Source organism: Mycobacterium sp., assembly GCF_049278535.1.
GTDB lineage: Bacteria > Actinomycetota > Actinomycetes > Mycobacteriales > Mycobacteriaceae > Mycobacterium.
Genome location: NZ_JBAPMI010000087.1, coordinates 25,738 through 45,183 on the forward strand (window position 1 = coordinate 25,738; position 19,446 = coordinate 45,183).

The 19,446-nt window shown below is 64.8% G+C and carries 18 protein-coding genes; all 18 read left to right on the top strand.

Features of this window, described 5'->3' with window-relative positions; all coding sequences use genetic code 11:
- The first annotated feature begins 18 nt into the window (after nt 1–18).
- The gene (gene argS / locus WAO18_RS05730; protein WP_422204605.1) at nt 19–1,671 is read left to right on the top strand and encodes an arginine--tRNA ligase; all 1,653 of its coding nucleotides are present in this window, start codon (nt 19–21) and stop codon (nt 1,669–1,671) included.
- Between the two features lie 71 nt (nt 1,672–1,742).
- Nucleotides 1,743–3,086: a diaminopimelate decarboxylase gene (gene lysA, locus WAO18_RS05735; RefSeq protein ID WP_422204636.1), complete on the top strand. Its 1,344-nt coding sequence runs from the start codon at nt 1,743–1,745 to the stop codon at nt 3,084–3,086.
- 3 nt (nt 3,087–3,089) lie between these two features.
- Nucleotides 3,090–4,415 (top strand): homoserine dehydrogenase, encoded by a 1,326-nt coding sequence (locus WAO18_RS05740; RefSeq protein WP_422204608.1) that lies wholly within the window; start codon nt 3,090–3,092, stop codon nt 4,413–4,415.
- Entirely contained in the window at nt 4,412–5,494 is a 1,083-nt protein-coding gene (thrC, locus tag WAO18_RS05745; RefSeq protein WP_422204610.1) for a threonine synthase, read from the top strand. Before WAO18_RS05740 ends, thrC begins: the two co-directional genes overlap by 4 nt.
- Nucleotides 5,494–6,429, top strand: coding sequence for a homoserine kinase (gene thrB / locus WAO18_RS05750; protein WP_422204611.1), 936 nt, complete (start codon nt 5,494–5,496; stop codon nt 6,427–6,429). Before thrC ends, thrB begins: the two co-directional genes overlap by 1 nt.
- Before the next feature lie 261 nt (nt 6,430–6,690).
- Nucleotides 6,691–8,541, top strand: a complete 1,851-nt coding sequence (gene rho, locus WAO18_RS05755) for a transcription termination factor Rho (protein WP_422204613.1) — start codon at nt 6,691–6,693, stop codon at nt 8,539–8,541.
- A gap of 107 nt (nt 8,542–8,648) precedes the next feature.
- The gene (gene fadD1, locus WAO18_RS05760) at nt 8,649–10,256 is read left to right on the top strand and encodes a fatty-acid--CoA ligase FadD1 (RefSeq protein ID WP_422204614.1); all 1,608 of its coding nucleotides are present in this window, start codon (nt 8,649–8,651) and stop codon (nt 10,254–10,256) included.
- Nucleotides 10,257–10,410: 154 nt separating this feature from the next.
- Nucleotides 10,411–10,653: a 50S ribosomal protein L31 gene (gene rpmE / locus WAO18_RS05765; protein WP_422204615.1), complete on the top strand. Its 243-nt coding sequence runs from the start codon at nt 10,411–10,413 to the stop codon at nt 10,651–10,653.
- Between the two features lie 87 nt (nt 10,654–10,740).
- The gene (prfA, locus tag WAO18_RS05770) at nt 10,741–11,808 is read left to right on the top strand and encodes a peptide chain release factor 1 (RefSeq protein ID WP_422204616.1); all 1,068 of its coding nucleotides are present in this window, start codon (nt 10,741–10,743) and stop codon (nt 11,806–11,808) included.
- Nucleotides 11,805–12,659: a peptide chain release factor N(5)-glutamine methyltransferase gene (gene prmC / locus WAO18_RS05775; protein WP_422204618.1), complete on the top strand. Its 855-nt coding sequence runs from the start codon at nt 11,805–11,807 to the stop codon at nt 12,657–12,659. The genes prfA and prmC overlap by 4 nt, the downstream gene beginning before the upstream one ends.
- The gene (locus tag WAO18_RS05780; protein ID WP_422204619.1) at nt 12,652–13,305 is read left to right on the top strand and encodes an L-threonylcarbamoyladenylate synthase; all 654 of its coding nucleotides are present in this window, start codon (nt 12,652–12,654) and stop codon (nt 13,303–13,305) included. Before prmC ends, WAO18_RS05780 begins: the two co-directional genes overlap by 8 nt.
- Before the next feature lie 51 nt (nt 13,306–13,356).
- Nucleotides 13,357–14,547, top strand: a complete 1,191-nt coding sequence (locus WAO18_RS05785; RefSeq protein WP_422204621.1) for a glycosyltransferase family 4 protein — start codon at nt 13,357–13,359, stop codon at nt 14,545–14,547.
- A 224-nt stretch (nt 14,548–14,771) separates the two neighbouring features.
- On the top strand, nt 14,772–15,221 hold the full coding sequence (locus tag WAO18_RS05790) for an ATP synthase subunit I (protein ID WP_422204623.1): 450 nt from the start codon (nt 14,772–14,774) through the stop codon (nt 15,219–15,221).
- A complete protein-coding gene (gene atpB / locus WAO18_RS05795) occupies nt 15,214–15,999 on the top strand; it encodes a F0F1 ATP synthase subunit A (RefSeq protein ID WP_422204625.1) in 786 nt (261 codons plus the stop codon). The genes WAO18_RS05790 and atpB overlap by 8 nt, the downstream gene beginning before the upstream one ends.
- Before the next feature lie 63 nt (nt 16,000–16,062).
- Nucleotides 16,063–16,308: a F0F1 ATP synthase subunit C gene (locus tag WAO18_RS05800; RefSeq protein ID WP_331516282.1), complete on the top strand. Its 246-nt coding sequence runs from the start codon at nt 16,063–16,065 to the stop codon at nt 16,306–16,308.
- A gap of 9 nt (nt 16,309–16,317) precedes the next feature.
- Nucleotides 16,318–16,830, top strand: a complete 513-nt coding sequence (locus WAO18_RS05805; protein ID WP_422204627.1) for a F0F1 ATP synthase subunit B — start codon at nt 16,318–16,320, stop codon at nt 16,828–16,830.
- Between the two features lie 6 nt (nt 16,831–16,836).
- Nucleotides 16,837–18,177, top strand: a complete 1,341-nt coding sequence (locus WAO18_RS05810; RefSeq protein ID WP_422204628.1) for a F0F1 ATP synthase subunit B/delta — start codon at nt 16,837–16,839, stop codon at nt 18,175–18,177.
- 46 nt (nt 18,178–18,223) lie between these two features.
- Nucleotides 18,224–19,446: F0F1 ATP synthase subunit alpha (gene atpA / locus WAO18_RS05815; RefSeq protein ID WP_422204630.1), on the top strand; the 1,223-nt coding region annotated here is incomplete at its 3' end.

Here is a 19,446-nt window from a genome sequence, read left to right on the forward strand (position 1 = left end):
GCCAATAGGATGGCCTGCGTGAACCCCGCCGACCTGGCCGAGCTGCTGAAGGCCACCGCGACCGCGGTGCTGGCCGAGCATGCGCTCGACATCGCCGCGCTGCCGCCGACGGTCGCCGTCGAGCGGCCGCGTAATCCCGAGCACGGCGATTACGCCAGCAACCTGGCGCTGCAGCTCTCCAAGAAGGTCGGTGTCAACCCGCGCGAGCTGGCCGGATGGCTCGCCGACGCACTGGCCCAGGCCGACGGCATCGCCTCGGCCGAGATCGCCGGGCCGGGCTTCATCAACCTGCGGTTGGACGCCTCGGCGCAGGGCCTGATCGTCAACAACGTCATCGACGCCGGTCGCAGCTATGGCAACTCCGATGCCGAGGCCGGCCGCAAGATCAACCTCGAGTTCGTCTCCGCCAACCCGACCGGACCGATTCACATCGGCGGCACCCGGTGGGCCGCTGTCGGCGACGCCCTGGGTCGGCTGCTGACCACGCAGGGCGCCGACGTGGTACGCGAGTACTACTTCAACGATCACGGTGCCCAGATCGACCGGTTCGCCAACTCGTTGATCGCCGCCGCCAAGGGCGAACCCACCCCGGAAGACGGCTACGCGGGCACATACATCGCCGACATCGCCGCGCAGATCCTGCAGCAGGAGCCGGACGCGCTGACCCAACCCGACGCCCAGCAGCACGAAACCTTCCGCAGCATCGGCGTCGACTTGATGTTCAGCCACATCAAGAAATCGCTGCACGAATTCGGCACCGACTTCGACGTCTACACCCACGAAGAGTCGATGCACACCAGCGGCCGCGTGGAGCAGGCGATCGCACGTCTGCGCGAGAACGGCAACATCTACGAGAAAGACGGCGCAACCTGGTTGCGCACCAGTGCTTTTGGTGACGATAAGGACCGGGTCGTGATCAAGAGCGACGGCAAGCACGCATACATCGCCGGCGACCTCGCCTATTACCTGGACAAGCGGGGTCGCGGTTTCGACCTGTGTATCTACATGCTCGGCGCCGACCACCACGGCTACATCTCCCGGCTCAAGGCCGCGGCCGAAGCGTTCGGCGACGACCCCGGCACCGTCGAGGTGCTGATCGGCCAGATGGTCAACCTGGTCCGCGACGGGCAGCCGGTGAAGATGAGCAAGCGGGCCGGCACCGTGATCACCCTCGACGACCTGGTCGAGGCGATCGGCGTCGACGCCGCGCGCTACAGCCTGATCCGGTCGTCGGTGGACACCCCGATCGACATCGATCTCGCACTGTGGTCATCGGCCTCCAACGAAAACCCGGTCTACTACGTGCAATACGCACACGCCCGGCTTTCCGCGTTGGCCCGCAGCGCCGCCGAGCTGGGCCTGATACCCGACACCGGCCACCTCGAGCTGCTCACGCACGACAAGGAAGGCGCGCTGGTCCGTAATCTCGGCGAGTTCCCCCGGGTGTTGAAAACCGCTGCTGCACTGCGCGAACCGCACCGAGTGTGCCGGTATCTCGAGGATCTCGCCGGCGACTATCACCGGTTCTACGACTCGTGTCGGGTGTTGCCGCAGGGTGACGAGGAGCCCAACGAACTGCACACCGCACGTCTGGCGCTCTGCCAGGCGACCCGCCAGGTGATCGCCAACGGACTGACCATCCTCGGCGTCAGCGCTCCGGAGCGAATGTGAACGCGCACCCGGCTGGTCCCCGACACGCCGAAGAGTTCCATCACGGCGGCGTTCCACCCTGCCCGAAAACGGTGCAGGAACTCCTGGAGCTGGCGCCGAATGTCTGGCCGCGCAACGCTGTTCGAGGCGAAGACGGCGGTGTCATCATTGCCGGCGTCTCGCTGCAATCACTTGCCCAGGAATACGGCACACCGCTGTTCGTGATCGACGAAGACGACTTCCGATCGCGGTGTCGCGAGATGGCGGCCGCGTTCGGTGGCGGCGTCAACGTGCACTATGCCGGAAAGGCCTTCCTATCCAGTGAAATAGCGCGCTGGATCGACGAGGAGGGCCTGTCGCTGGACGTGTGCACCGGAGGCGAGCTGGCGATCGCTCTGCACGCGGATTTTCCACCCGAACGAATCGCGTTCCACGGCAACAACAAATCGGTTCCCGAACTGACCGCGGCGGTCAAGGCCGGCATCGCACACGTGGTGGTCGACTCAATGGTCGAGATCGAGCGCCTCGACGCCATCGCCGGCGAAGCGGGCATCGTCCAGGATGTGCTGGTGCGCGTCACCGTCGGCGTCGAAGCGCACACCCACGAGTTCATCTCCACGGCCCACGAAGATCAGAAGTTCGGGTTGTCACTGGCCAACGGTGCGGCGATGGCCGCGGTTCGGCGAGTCTTCGCGAGCGAACATCTCCGCCTGGTGGGTCTGCACAGTCACATCGGTTCGCAGATCTTCGATGTCGGTGGTTTTGAAATCGCGGCGCACCGCGTGATCGGCCTACTGCGCGACGTGGTTGCCGAGTTCGGCGTCGACAAGACCGCGCAGATCGCCACCGTCGACCTTGGTGGCGGACTGGGTATCTCGTACCTACCCAACGACGATCCGCCCCCGATGGACGAGCTGGCCAACAAGCTCAGCGACATCGTGCGCAACGAGTCGGCTGCGGTCGGACTGCCGGCTCCGCGACTGGTCGTCGAGCCCGGACGCGCGATTGCCGGACCGGGGACAGTGACCCTGTACGAGGTCGGCACCGTCAAAGACGTCGGCGTGAGCGCGACAGCACACCGGCGGTACGTCAGCGTGGACGGCGGCATGAGCGACAACATCCGCACCTCGCTGTACGGCGCCGATTACGACGTGCGTCTGGTCTCCCGCGCCACCGAGGCGATGCCGACCATTGCTCGCATCGTCGGAAAGCATTGTGAGAGCGGCGACATCGTGGTCCGGGATACCTGGGTCCCGGATGACATCACGCCGGGTGACCTGGTTGCGGTGGCCGCGACCGGCGCCTACTGCTATTCGTTGTCGAGCCGCTATAACCTGATCGGCCGCCCCGCAGTGGTGGCTGTGCGCGACGGACGGCCCCGTCTGATTCTGCGCAGGGAGACGGTCGACGACCTGTTGAGTCTGGAAGTGAGGTGAAGCGTGAGCAGTGATGAAAAGCCGGTCGGTGTAGCGGTATTGGGACTGGGCAATGTGGGCAGTGAGGTTGTTCGCATCATCCAGGAGAGCGCTGACGACCTTGCCGCCCGGGTCGGTGCGCCGCTGGTACTGCGCGGCATCGGCGTTCGCCGGGTGGCCGACGACCGCGGTGTGCCCGCCGATTTGCTCACCGACGACATCGAGAAACTCGTCTCCCGCGACGACGTCGACATCGTCGTGGAGGTGATGGGTCCGGTCGAGCCGTCGCGCAAGGCAATCCTGTCCGCGCTCGAGCACGGCAAGTCGGTGGTGACGGCGAACAAGGCGCTGCTCTCGGTCTCCACCGGAGAGTTGGCACAGGCCGCCGAAAACGCCCGGGTGGACCTCTATTTCGAGGCCGCCGTGGCGGGCGCCATCCCGGTGATCCGTCCACTGACCCAGTCGCTGGCCGGCGACACCGTGCAGCGGGTAGCCGGCATCGTCAACGGCACCACCAATTACATCCTGTCCGAAATGGACAGTACCGGAGCCGACTACGAGCGGGCACTGGCCGATGCCAGCGCGCTCGGCTACGCCGAGGCCGACCCCACCGCCGACGTCGAAGGCTTCGACGCCGCAGCGAAGGCCGCCATCCTGGCGTCGATCGCGTTCCACACCCGAGTGACCGCCGACGACGTGTACCGCGAGGGCATCACGAAGATCAGCCCCGACGATTTTCTGTCCGCGCGTGCACTGGGCTGCACGATCAAACTGCTGTCGATCTGCGAGCGGATCGCAGGAGACGATGGGCAGCAGCGGGTTTCGGCTCGCGTCTACCCCGCGTTGGTGCCGCTGGAGCATCCGCTGGCCACGGTCAACGGCGCATTCAACGCCGTGGTGGTCGAGGCAAAGGCCGCGGGCCGGCTGATGTTCTACGGGCAGGGTGCCGGCGGAGCGCCCACCGCATCGGCGGTGACCGGCGATCTGGTGATGGCGGCCCGTAACCGGGTACTGGGCAGTCGGGCGCCCAAAGAGTCCAAGTACGCCCAGCTGCCCATCGCACCGATGGGCGTGATTCCCACCCGCTACTACGTCAGCATGGACGTCGCCGACAAGCCCGGTGTCTTGTCCACCGTCGCAGCGGAATTCGCCAAACGCGAAGTCAGCATCGCCGAAGTTCGCCAGGAGGGCGTGGTCGGCGAGGGCGGACGACGCATCGGTGCGCGCGTTGTGGTGGTCACCCACACCGCCACCGACGCCGCCCTGTCCGAAACCGTGGCCGCGCTGGCCGAGCTTGACGTAGTGCTGGGTGTAGCGAGTGTTCTGCGCTTGGAAGGGACCAACGCATGAGTTCGTCCAAGGCCGCCATTCATCAGCAGTGGCCGGGCCTCATCGAGGCATATCGGGACCGGTTGCCGGTCGGCGACGACTGGGTCCCTGTCACCCTCTACGAAGGCGGCACACCGCTGATTCCCGCGCCCAGGCTCTCGGCGACGACCGGGTGCACGGTGCATCTCAAGGTCGAGGGGCTCAATCCCACCGGCTCCTTCAAGGACCGCGGCATGACGATGGCCGTCACCGACGCGGTGGCCCGCGGTCAGCAGGCCGTGCTGTGCGCGTCGACGGGTAATACGTCGGCGTCGGCAGCCGCGTACGCCGCGCGCGCCGGTATCACCTGCGCGGTGCTGATCCCGCAGGGCAAGATCGCGATGGGCAAGCTCGCGCAGGCCGTCATGCACGGCGCCAAGATCATTCAGATCGATGGCAACTTCGACGACTGCCTGGAGGTTGCCCGCAAGATCGTCGCCGACTTCCCGACGATCTCGTTGGTCAACTCCGTCAACCCGCTTCGCATCGAGGGCCAGAAGACCGCGGCGTTCGAGATCGTCGACGTGCTGGGCTATGCGCCGGACATCCACGCGCTGCCGGTCGGCAACGCAGGCAACATCACCGCCTACTGGAAGGGCTACACCGAGTACCACGGTGACGGCGTCATCGACAAGCTGCCGCGCATGCTGGGCACCCAAGCGGCCGGCGCGGCGCCGTTGGTGTCCGGTGAACCGGTGAGTCATCCCGAGACCATCGCCACCGCGATCCGCATCGGCTCGCCGGCGTCGTGGGGGCCGGCCGTTGCGGCGCAGGAACAGTCCAACGGGCGTTTCCTGGCCGCCACCGACGACGAGATCCTCGCCGCATATCACCTGGTCGCCGGCACCGAGGGCGTTTTCGTCGAGCCAGCGTCGGCGGCAAGTATCGCGGGCCTGCTCAAGTCAGTCGAGGACGGCTGGGTGACGCCGGGGTCGACCGTGGTGTGCACGGTGACGGGCAACGGCCTCAAGGACCCCGATACCGCGCTGCGCGACATGCCTACCGTGTCACCGGTTCCCGTCGACCCCGTCGCCGTCGTGGCGAAGTTGGGGTTGGTCTGATGCTTGCTTCCGGGCTGCTGGCCCGCTCGGTGGTCGCGGCCTCCAGCGCGAACCTGGGCCCGGGCTTCGACAGCATCGGCTTGGCACTGAGCCTCTACGACGAAATCATCGTCGAGACAACCGATTCCGGACTGGTCGTCGAGGTCGAAGGGGAAGGCGCCGGAGAGCTGGTGCTCGACGCCGGCCACTTGGTGGTTCGTGCCGTCGAGCACGGACTGAAGGCAGCCGGTGTCAGCGCGTCCGGCTTGAAAGTTCGGTGCCGCAACGCAATCCCGCACTCACGGGGGCTCGGGTCTTCGGCCGCCGCAGTTGTCGGCGGCCTTGCAGCAGTCAATGGTCTACTCGCGCAAGCGGGTTTGACGCCGTTGAGCCAACCCGAGCTGATTCAATTGTCGTCGGAATTCGAAGGTCATCCGGACAACGCGGCAGCTGCGGTGTTGGGTGGCGCTGTCGTCTCGTGGACCGACTCCAGCGCCGGACCGCCGGCCTTCTCGGCGGCGCCGCTGCGGCTGCACCCCGACATTCGGTTGTTCCCGGCGATTCCCACCCAGCGTTCATCGACGGTGGAGGCGCGGGTACTGCTGCCTACCCAGGTCAGCCACGAGGACGCTCGCTTCAACGTCAGCCGGGCAGCGCTGCTCGTAGTGGCGCTCACCGAGCGACCGGATTTGCTGATGGCCGCCACCGAAGACGTCCTTCATCAGCCGCACCGCGCGCCCGCGATGCCGTCGTCGGCGGAATTTCTGCAGCTATTGCGTCGTTATGGTTTGGCAGCTGTGCTTTCCGGCGCCGGTCCGGCGGTGATAGCGCTGAGCACGGCGGCTGACCTGCCTGTCGAGGTGCTCGATTACGCCACTGAAAACGGGTTTGATCTCAGCGAAATGAGCGCAGGCGAAGGTGTTCGCTGGAGTTCTGGGGTAGCAGTTCCCAGCTAGCGTCCCCGGGCGCGGCAGACGAGCTTCTTGCTTCCGGCATCGAAGCAGGTTATCCTCGTAGCCGTCCAGCAATCGCAGCATCTGTACCTGCGTTGACATAGGACGAACACCAAATTCTTCTCGTGGACGATGGTTCGCCATTTAAACCGCCAATCTTGGCAATCACCGTTGCAGAGTCGACCTTTGGCAGCACTCGGCGATTTGGCTGAATGCAACTAACCCCTGGCTTGATTCGATCGGCGAGGGAGAGAAAGGAAATCCGTGACTGATACGGACCTCGTTACGGCTGGCGACAGCACCGAAAATGACAAGCTGTCCCAATCCGCGACTCCAGAAACTTCCAGCGAGGCCGACGCGCATTCGAATGCGTCCGATGGCTCGCTGGCAACCATGGTGCTTCCCGAACTGCGCGCGCTGGCCAACCGGTCCGGCGTCAAGGGCACCTCGGGGATGCGCAAAAGCGAACTGATCGCGGCCATCCGGGAAACCCGGCAGGGTGGCCACGCCAATGGCGCGTCGTCCAATGATGGCCCCGGAGCCGAGTCAGACAACCGCGACGCCAAGCCGGCCGAAAATAGCGCCGACGTGGCCGACGACACGAGCCACACCGACTCCGGCGAGCGGGCATCCTCCAGCGATCACGCGGGGGAGCAGAACCACCGGAACGACAAGAAGCAGCAGAACGGGAACGACAAGCCCGCTCGCGACCGCGGCCAACAGGGCACCAAGTCCGAAGGCTCAGAGTCCCCAAAGGACTCTGAAAAGGACCTGGACAAGGGCGGCGATCAACAGGGCTCCGGCGGGCAACAGAACCGCGGCGGCTCGAATCAGCAAGGCGGCTCGAACCAGCAAGACGACGACGGCGACGGCCGTGGCGGCCGTCGAGGCCGCCGATTCCGGGAGCGCAGGCGTCGTGGCGATCGGCCCGGCGACGGGGGCGGTGACAACACCGAACTGCGCGAAGACGACGTCATCCAGCCGGTCGCCGGCATCCTCGACGTTCTCGACAACTACGCATTCGTGCGCACGTCCGGTTACCTGGCCGGTCCACACGACGTCTACGTCTCGATGAACATGGTGCGCAAGAACGGCTTACGCCGCGGCGACGCGGTGACCGGCGCGGTGCGGGTGCCCAAGGACGGCGAACAACCCAACCAGCGGCAGAAGTTCAACCCGTTGGTGCGCTTGGACACCGTCAACGGCGGGCCGGTTGAAGACGCCAAGGACCGTCCCGATTTCTCCAAACTGACGCCGCTGTACCCCAACCAGCGGCTGCGTCTGGAAACCACGCCCGACCAGTTGACCACCAGGGTTATCGATCTCATCATGCCGATCGGAAAGGGCCAGCGCGCACTGATCGTGTCGCCGCCCAAAGCCGGTAAGACGATGATCCTGCAGGCCATCGCCAACGCGATCACCAAGAACAACCCGGAGTGCCACCTGATGGTCGTGCTCGTCGATGAGCGGCCCGAAGAGGTCACCGATATGGCGCGCTCGGTCAAGGGCGAAGTCATCGCGTCGACGTTCGACCGGCCGCCGTCTGACCACACGTCGGTCGCCGAGCTGGCGATCGAGCGCGCCAAGCGTCTTGTGGAACAAGACAAAGACGTCGTCGTGCTGCTGGACTCGATCACCCGTCTGGGTCGCGCGTACAACAACGCGTCGCCGGCGTCGGGCCGCATCCTGTCCGGTGGTGTCGACTCCACCGCGCTGTACCCGCCCAAGCGCTTCCTCGGCGCAGCCCGCAACATCGAAGGGGGCGGATCGTTGACGATCATCGCCACCGCGATGGTCGAGACCGGATCTACGGGTGACACAGTCATTTTCGAGGAGTTCAAGGGCACCGGTAACGCCGAGCTCAAGCTGGACCGCAAGATCTCCGAGCGTCGGGTGTTCCCCGCCGTCGACGTGAACCCCTCGGGCACACGTAAGGACGAATTGCTGCTGTCGCCCGACGAGTTCGGCATTGTGCACAAACTGCGTCGGGTGCTGTCGGGGTTGGATTCTCATCAAGCCATCGACTTGCTGATGTCGCAGCTGCGCAAGACGAAGACCAATTACGAGTTCCTGGTTCAGGTGTCCAAGACGACACCGGGCGGGGACAACGACTAGCCGGTTAGCGCATCTTCGCCGTCGACCAACATCGCCCTTACCTCTGAGCAGCTGATGCTGCGGCGGTAGCCTGCGCCTGTCGGGGACCGACGGGAAAGTGGTGAGCTGTGGCGGACACTATTCAGCAGCTGCTGCGCACGCGCAGCGGCGACTCCACGCCGGCGGTCAAATACGGCGACCGGGTGTGGACCTGGCGTGAACATCTGGCAGACGCATCGGCGGCCGCCGCCGCACTGATCGGCATCGCCGATCCCAAGCGCCCGATGCATGTCGGTGCGCTGCTGGGCAATACGCCCGAAATGCTCACCGCGATGGCATCCGCCGCGCTCGGCGGCTACGTGCTGTGCGGCATCAACGACACCCGCCGCGGCGCGGCGCTGGCCAAAGACATCCTGTGTGCCGACTGCCAGATACTGCTGATCGATCCCGCCCATCGGGCGCTGCTCGACGATGTGGATCTACCTGGAATTCGCGTCATCGACGTCACCAGCGACGAGTGGTCGGATCTGCTCGCATCGGCCGGGCCGTTGGTGCCGCATCGCGAGGTCGTCCCCACCGACACGCTGATGATGATCTTCACCTCGGGCACCAGCGGTGAGCCGAAGGCTGTCCAGATCACTCATCTGACCGTTATCTTCGCGGGCGCCAACCTGATTGGCCGGTTCGACGTCGATTCATCTGGCGTTTGCTACCTGTCGATGCCGCTGTTTCACTCCAACGCCCTGCTTGCCGGCTGGAGCGTGGCGGTCGGCTCCGGCTCGGCGATGGTGCCCGCCACGTTCTCGGCGTCCGGTTTGCTGGCAGACCTGCGTCGCTACGGCGCCACGTACATGAACTACGTCGGCAAGCCGTTGGCCTACGTTCTGGCCACACCCGAGCAGCCCGACGACACGGACAACCCGCTGAAGGTCGCGTTCGGCAACGAAGCAAGCGACCGCGACATCGCAGAGTTCAGCCGGCGTTTCGACTGCACGGTCTGGGACGGCTTCGGCTCCAGCGAGGGCGCGATCATCATCACCCGCGAAGACGGTTGTCCGCCCGGCTCACTCGGCCGTGGCTTCCCCGGAGTCGGGATCTACAACTCCGACACGCTCGCCGAATGCGCGGTGGCCAGATTCGACGACGACGGCACTCTGCTCAACCCGGACGAAGCGATCGGGGAGTTGGTCAACACCACCGGTGCCGGCCTGTTCGCCGGCTACTACAACGACAAGGACGCCACCGACGCGCGCTTGCGCAACGGCATGTTCTGGTCCGGCGACCTGGCCTACCGCGACGCCGACGGCTGGATCTACTTCGCCGGCCGCAGCGGAGATTGGCTGCGCGTCGACGGCGAGAACATGACGACCGCGCCGATCGAGCGCATCCTGCAGCGCCTGCCAGCGGTCAGCCAGGTCGCGGTGTACGCGGTCCCCGATGAGCAGGTGGGGGATCAGGTGATGGCGGCATTGGTGCTGGTGGACGGCGCTGAGCTGACGCCGAGCGCGTTCAGCCAGTTCCTGGCAGGCCAGCCGGATCTCTCACCGAAGGCCTGGCCGAGGCACGTCTGGATCACCGACAGGCTACCGACGACCGCCACCAACAAGATCCTCAAACGCGAGCTCAAAGCCCGCGGCAGCACCCCCAACGGCGGCCTGTTGTGGACCCGGCCTGGCCGCGACACCAGTTATGCCATCGTGGACCGTTCAATCAAAGCCGAGGTCAGCCCTGGTTAGCGGCACCGGCGGCCCGGGAATGCGCGGGCCTCGGCGGGCGTTTAGGGACACAGCGGCTGAGCTGGCATAATCGACAGCCGAACACAGGTTCCGGTTCACGTCCTATCGCTCTCACGATCTGGCGACCCGGCGACCGACGATTGAAGAGGACACCATGAAAGCTGACATTCATCCCGCTTACGGCGAGACCACTGTGGTCTGCGGTTGCGGTAACACCTTCCAGACCCGCAGCACCAAAGAAAGCGGCCACATCGTGGTCGAGGTCTGCTCGCAGTGCCACCCGTTCTACACGGGCAAGCAGAAGATTCTGGACAGCGGTGGACGGGTCGCTCGCTTCGAGCGCCGCTACGGCAAGCGCAAGGCTGGCGCCGAGAAGGAAGCCTCGGCCGACAAGTAGCAGGATCGACGCCCGAACTGTCGCGGAAACCGCACAGGACGGGCGTCGTTTTGCGTTCGGATGTATCCCGATGTCGAGGAGGTGGGCATGACACAGGCGATTGATGCGCTGGTAGCCGAGCACGCCGACCTCGAGCGGCAGTTGTCCGATCCCGAACTGCACAGCAATCCCGGCAACGCGCGCAAAGTCGGGCGCCGATTCGCACAGTTGGCCCCGATCGTATCGACGCATCGCAAGCTCACTGCGGCGCGCGACGATCTGGAGACCGCTCGCGAACTCGCGGTCGACGACGCGTCCTTTGCCGACGAGGTCACTGAGTTGGAGTCGCGGGTTGCCGAATTGGACGTCCAGCTCACCGACATGCTGGCGCCGCGCGACCCCCACGACGCCGACGATGTCGTGCTGGAGGTCAAATCCGGTGAGGGCGGGGAAGAATCGGCCCTGTTCGCCGCGGACCTGGCCAGGATGTACATCCGCTACGCCGAGCGGCACGGCTGGACCGTGACGGTCTTGGACGAAACCACCTCGGATTTGGGTGGCTACAAAGACGCGACTCTGACGATAGCCAGCAAGGGCGACTCGGCCGACGGTGTGTGGTCGCGGCTGAAGTTCGAGGGTGGCGTGCATCGCGTACAGCGGGTGCCGGTCACCGAATCCCAAGGCCGCGTGCACACTTCGGCGGCCGGCGTGCTGGTCTATCCCGAGCCCGAAGAAGTGGGCGAGGTGCAGATCGACGAGTCTGACCTCCGTATCGACGTGTACCGGTCGTCCGGTAAGGGCGGCCAGGGTGTCAACACCACCGATTCCGCGGTGCGAATCACCCACCTGCCCACCGGAATTGTCGTCACCTGCCAGAATGAGCGATCACAATTGCAGAACAAAGCGCGTGCCATGCTGGTGCTGGCGGCCCGACTGCAAGCACTCGCCGAAGAACAGGCGTCGGCCGACGCATCGGCTGACCGGGCCAGCCAGATCCGCACCGTGGACCGCAGCGAGCGCATCCGCACCTACAACTTCCCGGAGAACCGGGTAACCGATCACCGAATCGGCTACAAGGCACATAATCTCGATCAGCTTCTCGACGGTGACGTCGACGCATTGTTCGATGCTCTGGCCGCCGCCGACAAGCAGTCCCGGCTGCAGCACCAGGCATGACCACTCGACTGCGGTCTGCGATCGACTCCGCGACGACGCTGCTCGCAGACGCTGGAATCGACTCTGCGCGTTACGACGCCGAGGAATTGGCCGCGCACCTGGCTGGCACCGAGCGTGGCCGACTGTCCCTGATCGACTCGCCCGATGACATGTTCTTCGACCACTACCACGCAGCGATCGCCGCGCGATCACGCCGGGTGCCGTTGCAGCACCTCACCGGCACAGCCGCTTTCGGGTCGTTGACGTTGTCGGTAGGGCCAGGCGTGTTCATCCCGCGCCCGGAAACCGAATCCATCCTGGAATGGGCTGCTGCACAAACTCTTCCGGCTAAACCGGTCGTCGTCGACATTTGCACGGGTTCGGGTGCGTTGGCGCTCGCACTCGCGCAGCACTGGCCCGACGCGCGGGTTATCGGTCTCGACGATTCCGATGCGGCGCTGGACTATGCGCATAGAAACGCCAAGGGCACCACGGTGGAGTTTGTCCGCGCCGATGTGGCTGACCCGGTCATTCTGATCGAACTCGACGGGCAGGTCGACCTCGTAGTCGCCAACCCGCCCTACGTTCCCGATGGTGCCGAACTCGACCCCGAAGTGGTCGACCACGATCCGCCGCATGCTGTGTTCGGCGGTCCAGACGGTATGGCGGTGATTCCCGCCGTCGTGCGGCTCGCCGAACGCCTGCTGCGCCCACGCGGCCTGTTCGCCGTCGAGCATGACGACACCACATCCTCGCAGACCTGCGAGATACTCGGTGATACAGCATTTTTCGACGAAATCATGGCGCGAAAGGACTTGACCGGACGGCCCCGATTTGTGACGGCCCGCAAGAAAGTGGTCGCTCATGACTGACGTATTCGATTGCAGCAACCCCGAACAGCGTTCGCGCGGAATAGTATCGGCGGCCGTGGCCGTCAAAAATGGTGGGCTGGTGGTTCTTCCGACGGACACCGTGTACGGCGTTGGCGCCGACGCGTTCGACGGCGCGGCAGTGGCGGCGCTGCTCTCGGCCAAGGGCCGCGGACGCGATATGCCAGTGCCGGTGCTGGTCGGCTCCTGGCACACCATCGACGGCCTTGCCCTCTCGGTTTCCAACGCGATGCGGGATCTGATCCGTGCGTTCTGGCCTGGCGCTCTGAGTCTGGTGGTCCGGCAGGCGCCGTCGGTGCAATGGGATCTCGGCGATGCCCGTGGCACGGTGATGCTGCGGATGCCACTGCACCCGGTCGCGATCGAGTTGTTGCGCGAGGTTGGGCCGATGGCGGTGTCCAGTGCCAACGTTTCCGGTCGCCCGCCCGCCGTGGACGCCAAGAACGCTCGTGAGCAGCTGGGCGACCTCGTCGACGTCTACCTCGATGCCGGCCCCTCGGCCCAGCAGGCGGCCTCGACGATCCTGGACCTGACCGGCGCGGAGCCGCGCATCGTCCGATCTGGCCCGGTCAGCGCCGAGCGCATCGCCGAAGTACTCGGCGTGGACGCCGGGAGTTTGGCCGGCTGATCGGCCGGGCGCCTCAGTTCGGTCTCAGGGCGGTGCATTACGGTTTTTCGGATGGTCAGCGGTGCCGACAACCTCGCCGGAGGTCTGCTCGCCCTGGCTGATCGTGGCGCCGGTGTCCCGCTGCGTGAACTCGCACTCGTCGGGCTGACCGCGGCGATCATCACCTTCTTCGCGACCGGACCGGTGCGCGTGCTGGCGACTCGATTCGGCGCGGTGGCCTATCCGCGCGAACGCGATGTGCACGAGACGCCGACACCGCGGATGGGCGGCCTGGCGATGTACATCGGGGTCGTCGCAGCGGTGTTTCTCGCATCTCAGCTTCCCGCCCTCACACGCGGTTTCGTCTATTCGGCGGGTATGCCCGCGGTGGTATTGGCCGGCGGACTGATCATGGGCATCGGTCTGATCGACGACCGCTGGGGCCTGGACGCGTTGACGAAGTTCGCCGGGCAGATCACCGCTGCCAGCGTGCTGGTCACAATGGGTGTCGCGTGGAGTGTCCTCTACATCCCGCTGGGCGGGGTGGGGACCATCGTGCTCGACCAGGCGTCGTCGATTCTGCTCACGCTGGCGCTGACCGTGTCGATCGTCAACGCGATGAACTTCGTCGACGGCCTGGACGGCCTGGCTGCCGGATTGGGCCTGATCACCGCGCTGGCTATCTGCATGTTCTCGGTCGGCTTGCTGCGTGACCACGGCGGTGACGTGCTGTTCTACCCGCCGGCGGTGATCTCAGTGGTGCTGGCCGGAGCCTGTCTGGGCTTTCTGCCGCACAACTTCCATCCCGCCAAGATCTTCATGGGCGATTCCGGTTCGATGCTGATCGGCCTGATGCTCGCTGCGGCGTCGACGACGGCCGCGGGACCGATCTCGCAGAACGCCTACGGCGCCCGAGATGTGTTTGCTCTGCTGTCGCCATTCCTCTTGGTGGTGGCGGTCATGTTCGTGCCAATGCTCGACCTGCTGCTGGCGATCGTTCGGCGCACCCGGGCGGGCCGTAGCGCCTTCAGCCCCGACAAGATGCACCTGCATCACCGGCTGCTGCAGATCGGTCACTCGCACCGGCGGGTCGTGCTGATCATCTACTTGTGGGTCGGCATCGTCGCTTTCGGCACCGCAAGCACGATCTTCTTCAACCCGCGGGACACTGCGGCGGTCATGTTGGGCGCGATTGCGATCGCGGTTATCGCGACGCTGATCCCGTTGCTGCGACGCCGTGACGATGTCTACGACGAGGAGTAGTAGAGTCCTCGTCGATGTGGTACGGTGCTGGTAGAACCCGAATTAACCTCGCGGGTTGCCGGCCACCGGCCATCGGAGTCAGCTCCGATAGTGCCGACAAACGACCGACAAAGGGGAGCTGTCCCTTGGGTGATGCGAGGGCGATGAAAGCCCTCCGATACGCTCAACGGGCCACGCAACGAGCAACCAGGCAACTCCCCCCGAACGAGGACTGAGGTGCTGCAGTGACTACACCAGCGCAAGACGCGCCGTTGGTGTTTCCCTCCGTTGCTTTCCGGCCGATTCGGCTGTTCACCATGTCGGTCTTGCTGACCGTCGCCGCGGTCGCCGCGGCGGGTTCGCTGCACCGCCCGATGATTGGTGTGTTCTTCGGCGTCGGGCTCCTCCTGGGTTTGCTCAACGCCCTCGGCGTGCAACGGTCGGTGGCGGCGATCACCGCCGAGGAGCATCCGCTGAAGAAGAAGATGGCGGTGAACTCCGCAACGCGGCTGCTGTTCATCACTGTCGTCGGACTGAGCGTCGCATTCGTATTTCGACCGGACGGGCTCGGCGTCGTGTTTGGGCTTGCGCTGTTCCAGGTACTGCTGGTGGCATCGACCGCGCTGCCGGTCTTGAAGAAGCTGCGTACCGGGGCCGCCGACGAGAGTGAAGGGACGGGACACAGCGATGACTGACACGCTGCTGGCTGAGGGCGCCATCGAAGTCGGCCATCACGAGACCGCGAAGTTGTTCGGCCTCACGATCAACGTCGACACCGTGACGTCCGCCGGTATCGCCGCCGTCATCGTCATCGGGCTGGCATTCTTCTTGCGCGCCAAGGTCACCTCGACAGGTGTACCGGGCGGTGTGCAGTTGTTCTTTGAGGCGATCACCATTCAGATGCGCAACCAGATCGAATCCGCAATCGGGATGCGCATCGCGCCCTTCGTGTTGCCACTGGCGGTCACGCTTTTCGTGTACATCCTGATCTCGAATTGGCTGTCGGTGCTGCCGGTGCAATACAGCCACGGCTCAGGCGGGTCTCCGAAAGAGTTGTTCGCCCCGCCGGCGTCGGACATCAACTATGTGTTGGCGTTGGCGCTGTTCGTGTTCCTTTGCTATCACCTGGCCGGCATCTGGCGCAGCGGCGTGATTGGGTACCCGGCCAAGATCGTCAAGGGGCACGTGTGGGACACCCTGCCTAAAGCCGTTGGGGTGATTTTCTCGCCAATCAACGTGGTCGAGGAACTCGCCAAGCCGATCTCGTTGTCGCTCCGACTTTTCGGCAACATCTTCGCCGGCGGCATCCTGGTCGCGCTGATCGCGCTATTCCCGCCGTATATCTTGTGGGCGCCGAACGCGATCTGGAAGGCGTTCGACTTGTTCGTCGGCGCGATCCAGGCGTTCATCTTCGCGCTGCTGACCGTCTTGTACTTCAGCCAATCGATGGAGTTGGAAGGGGAACACCATTAGGCCCCCGGCTCCGCAACCCCGCAAATTTGACAGTCCCTTTCCAATTATCAAGGAGGATAAGTAATGAACCCCACAATCGCTGCCGGCGCCCTTATCGGCGGTGGACTCATCATGGCCGGAGGCGCGATCGGCGCAGGTATCGGTGACGGTGTCGCCGGTAACGCGTTGATCTCCGGTATCGCCCGGCAACCCGAGGCACAGGGCCGACTCTTCGTACCGTTCTTCATCACGGTGGGTCTGGTTGAGGCCGCGTACTTCATCAACCTGGCCTTCATGGCACTGTTCGTCTTCGCCACTCCCGTCAAGTAATTCGTCGATATGGGTGACATGAGCGCCGCTGTCGTGGCTGCCGCCAGCCAGGCTGAGGGAAATTTCCTCCTGCCCAACGGCACCTTCTTCGTTGTGCTGATCATCTTCTTGATCGTGCTCGGCGTGATCGGCACCTTCGTTGTGCCGCCGATCATGAGGGTGCTCAACGAACGCGACAACATGGTCACCAAGACGGCTGCTGACAACAAGAAATCGGCCGAGCAGTTCGCCGCTGCCCGGGAAGACTACGAAGCGGCCATGGCCGAAGGTCGGGTCAAGGCATCGGCGGCCCGCGACGAGGCTCGGACAGAGGGCCGCAAGGTCCTCGAGGAACAGCGCGGCCGTGCAGAGGAGCAGGTTTCCTCGACACTGCAGGACGCTGCCGAGCAACTCAAGCGGGAGGGCGACGTCGTGGCTGCGGAACTTCGTGCGCGGGTGGACTCCATCTCCTCCACGTTGGCGAGCCGCATCCTCGGCGTCGAGGTCACTACCTCGGTCTCGGCCAGCGGTTCGGGGCGGTAGCAGAAAATGTCAACATTCCTCGGACAGCTGTTCGGCTTCGTCGCCATCGTGTTGCTCGTATGGCGCTATGTCGTCCCGCCGGTGCGCAAGATGATGGCCGACCAGCAAGAAACGGTGCGCCGACAATTGGCCGACTCCGCGGCTGCTGCCGACCGACTCGCGGAAGCGAGCCGCGCGCACGAGAAGGCGAAGGAAGACGCCAAGGCAGAGGCCAAGCGACTCACCGAAGAGGCGCAGTCGGACGCCAAGCGCATCGGCGAGCAGTTGCGGGCGCAGGCCGACAGCGAAGTCGAGCGGATCAAAGTGCAAGGCGCCAGGCAGGTCGAGCTGTTGCGTGCGCAGCTGATTCGCCAGCTGCGCCAGGACACTGGCGCCGAATCCGTCCGGCGGGCAGGTGAATTGGTGCGTGGCTACGTCGCCGAATCGGCTCAGCAGGCGGCCACCGTGGACCGCTTCCTGGACGACCTCGACGCAATGGCCCCTTCTGAGACAGAGGTTCAGTACCCGGTTGCGGCGAAGATGCGCTCGGCCAGCCGGACGGCGCTGACCGGTCTGCTCAAGGCTTTCAACGAAACCACCGAGGGCCTTGACGATCAAGGACTGTCGACACTCGCCGACGATCTGACGTCAGTGGCGGGATTGTTGCTCCGAGAATCCGTCGTCACGCGTTACCTCACGGTGGCCGCTGAGGACGCCTCACCCCGAGTTCGACTGCTCGAGCGATTGGTGTCAGACAAAGTCAGCCAGCCGGCCCTCGATGTACTCAAAAGTGCCGTGTCCGAACGCTGGTCTGCCGAGCCGGATCTCGTCGACGCCCTTGAACTAGCGTCGCGACACGCTTTGTTGGTCCGCACCGAGCGAGCCGGACAGCTCGACGAGGTAGAAGAGCAACTGTTCAGGTTTTCGCGCATTCTGGACACACAGCCCCGCCTCTCAATCTTGTTGGGCGACTACGAGGTAGCCCCAGACGCGCGGGTTCGATTGCTGCGCAACGTGCTCGATAGTGCGGGCTCCGGCGTGAGTCCGGTTACGGCGGAACTGCTCGCCAAGACAGTCGAGCTGTTACGAGGACATTCGGCCGAGGCGGCGGTGCGGGAACTCGCCGAAGTGGCGGTGGGCCGGCGCGGCGAAGTCGTCGCACATGTCAGTGCGGCGGCCGAACTCAGCAAGGCCCAACAGACCCGCCTCGCCGAGGTGTTGAGCCGGATTTACGGCCATCCCGTGACACCGCAATACCAACTAGACCCTGAGCTGCTCGGCGGGCTCGCGATCACGGTCGGCGACGAGATCATCGACGGTACGCTTTCGTCGCGTCTCGCCGCTGCCCAAAGCCAATTGCCGGACTGAAACACCAACTACTCCAGATCATCGACAAGCAGGAAGACGAAAACCCATGGCAGAGTTAACAATCTCCGCTGACGACATCCAGGGCGCGATCGAGGAATACGTAAGCTCCTTCACCTCCGACACCGCCAAGGAAGAAGTGGGCACCGTTGTGGATGCCGGAGACGGCATCGCGCACGTTGAAGGCTTGCCGTCAGTGATGACCCAAGAACTCCTCGAGTTCTCCGGTGGGGTGTTGGGCGTCGCGCTCAACCTCGACGAGCACAGCGTGGGCGCGGTGATCCTGGGTGACTTCGAGAAGCTCGAACAGGGCCAGCAGGTCAAGCGCACCGGCGAGGTTCTGTCGGTGCCTGTCGGCGACGCGTTCCTGGGCCGGGTCATCAATCCATTGGGCGAGCCGATCGACGGACAGGGCGACATCAAAGCCGACAGCCGTCGTGCGTTGGAGATTCAGGCGCCGTCGGTGGTGCAGCGCCAGGGCGTCAGTGAGCCGCTTCAGACGGGCATCAAGGCGATCGACTCCCAGACCCCGATCGGTCGCGGCCAACGTCAGCTGATCATCGGCGACCGCAAGACCGGCAAGACCGCGGTATGCGTGGACACCATTCTGAACCAGCGCCAGAACTGGGAGTCCGGCGACGAGAAGAAGCAGGTGCGGTGCGTCTACGTGGCCATCGGTCAGAAGGGCACCACGATCGCCTCGGTTAGGCGCGCGCTGGACGAAGGCGGCGCGATGGACTACACAACCATCGTCGCGGCCCCGGCCTCGGACTCGGCCGGGTTCAAATGGCTTGCGCCGTACACGGGTTCGGCCATCGCCCAGCACTGGATGTACGACGGCAAGCACGTCCTGATCGTCTTCGACGACCTGAGCAAGCAGGCTGAGGCCTATCGTGCGATCTCACTGCTGCTGCGCCGCCCACCCGGCCGTGAGGCTTACCCGGGCGACGTGTTCTATCTGCACTCGCGGCTGCTGGAGCGTTGCGCCAAGCTGTCCGACGAGCTGGGTGGCGGATCGTTGACCGGTCTGCCGGTCATCGAGACAAAGGCCAACGACATCTCGGCATACATTCCCACCAATGTCATCTCGATCACTGACGGCCAGTGCTTCCTGGAGTCCGACTTGTTCAACCAGGGTGTGCGGCCGGCGATCAACGTCGGTGTGTCGGTGTCCCGGGTGGGTGGTGCCGCACAGATCAAGGCGATGAAAGAGGTGGCGGGAAGTCTCCGCTTGGACCTGTCGCAGTTCCGCGAGCTGGAGTCGTTCGCGGC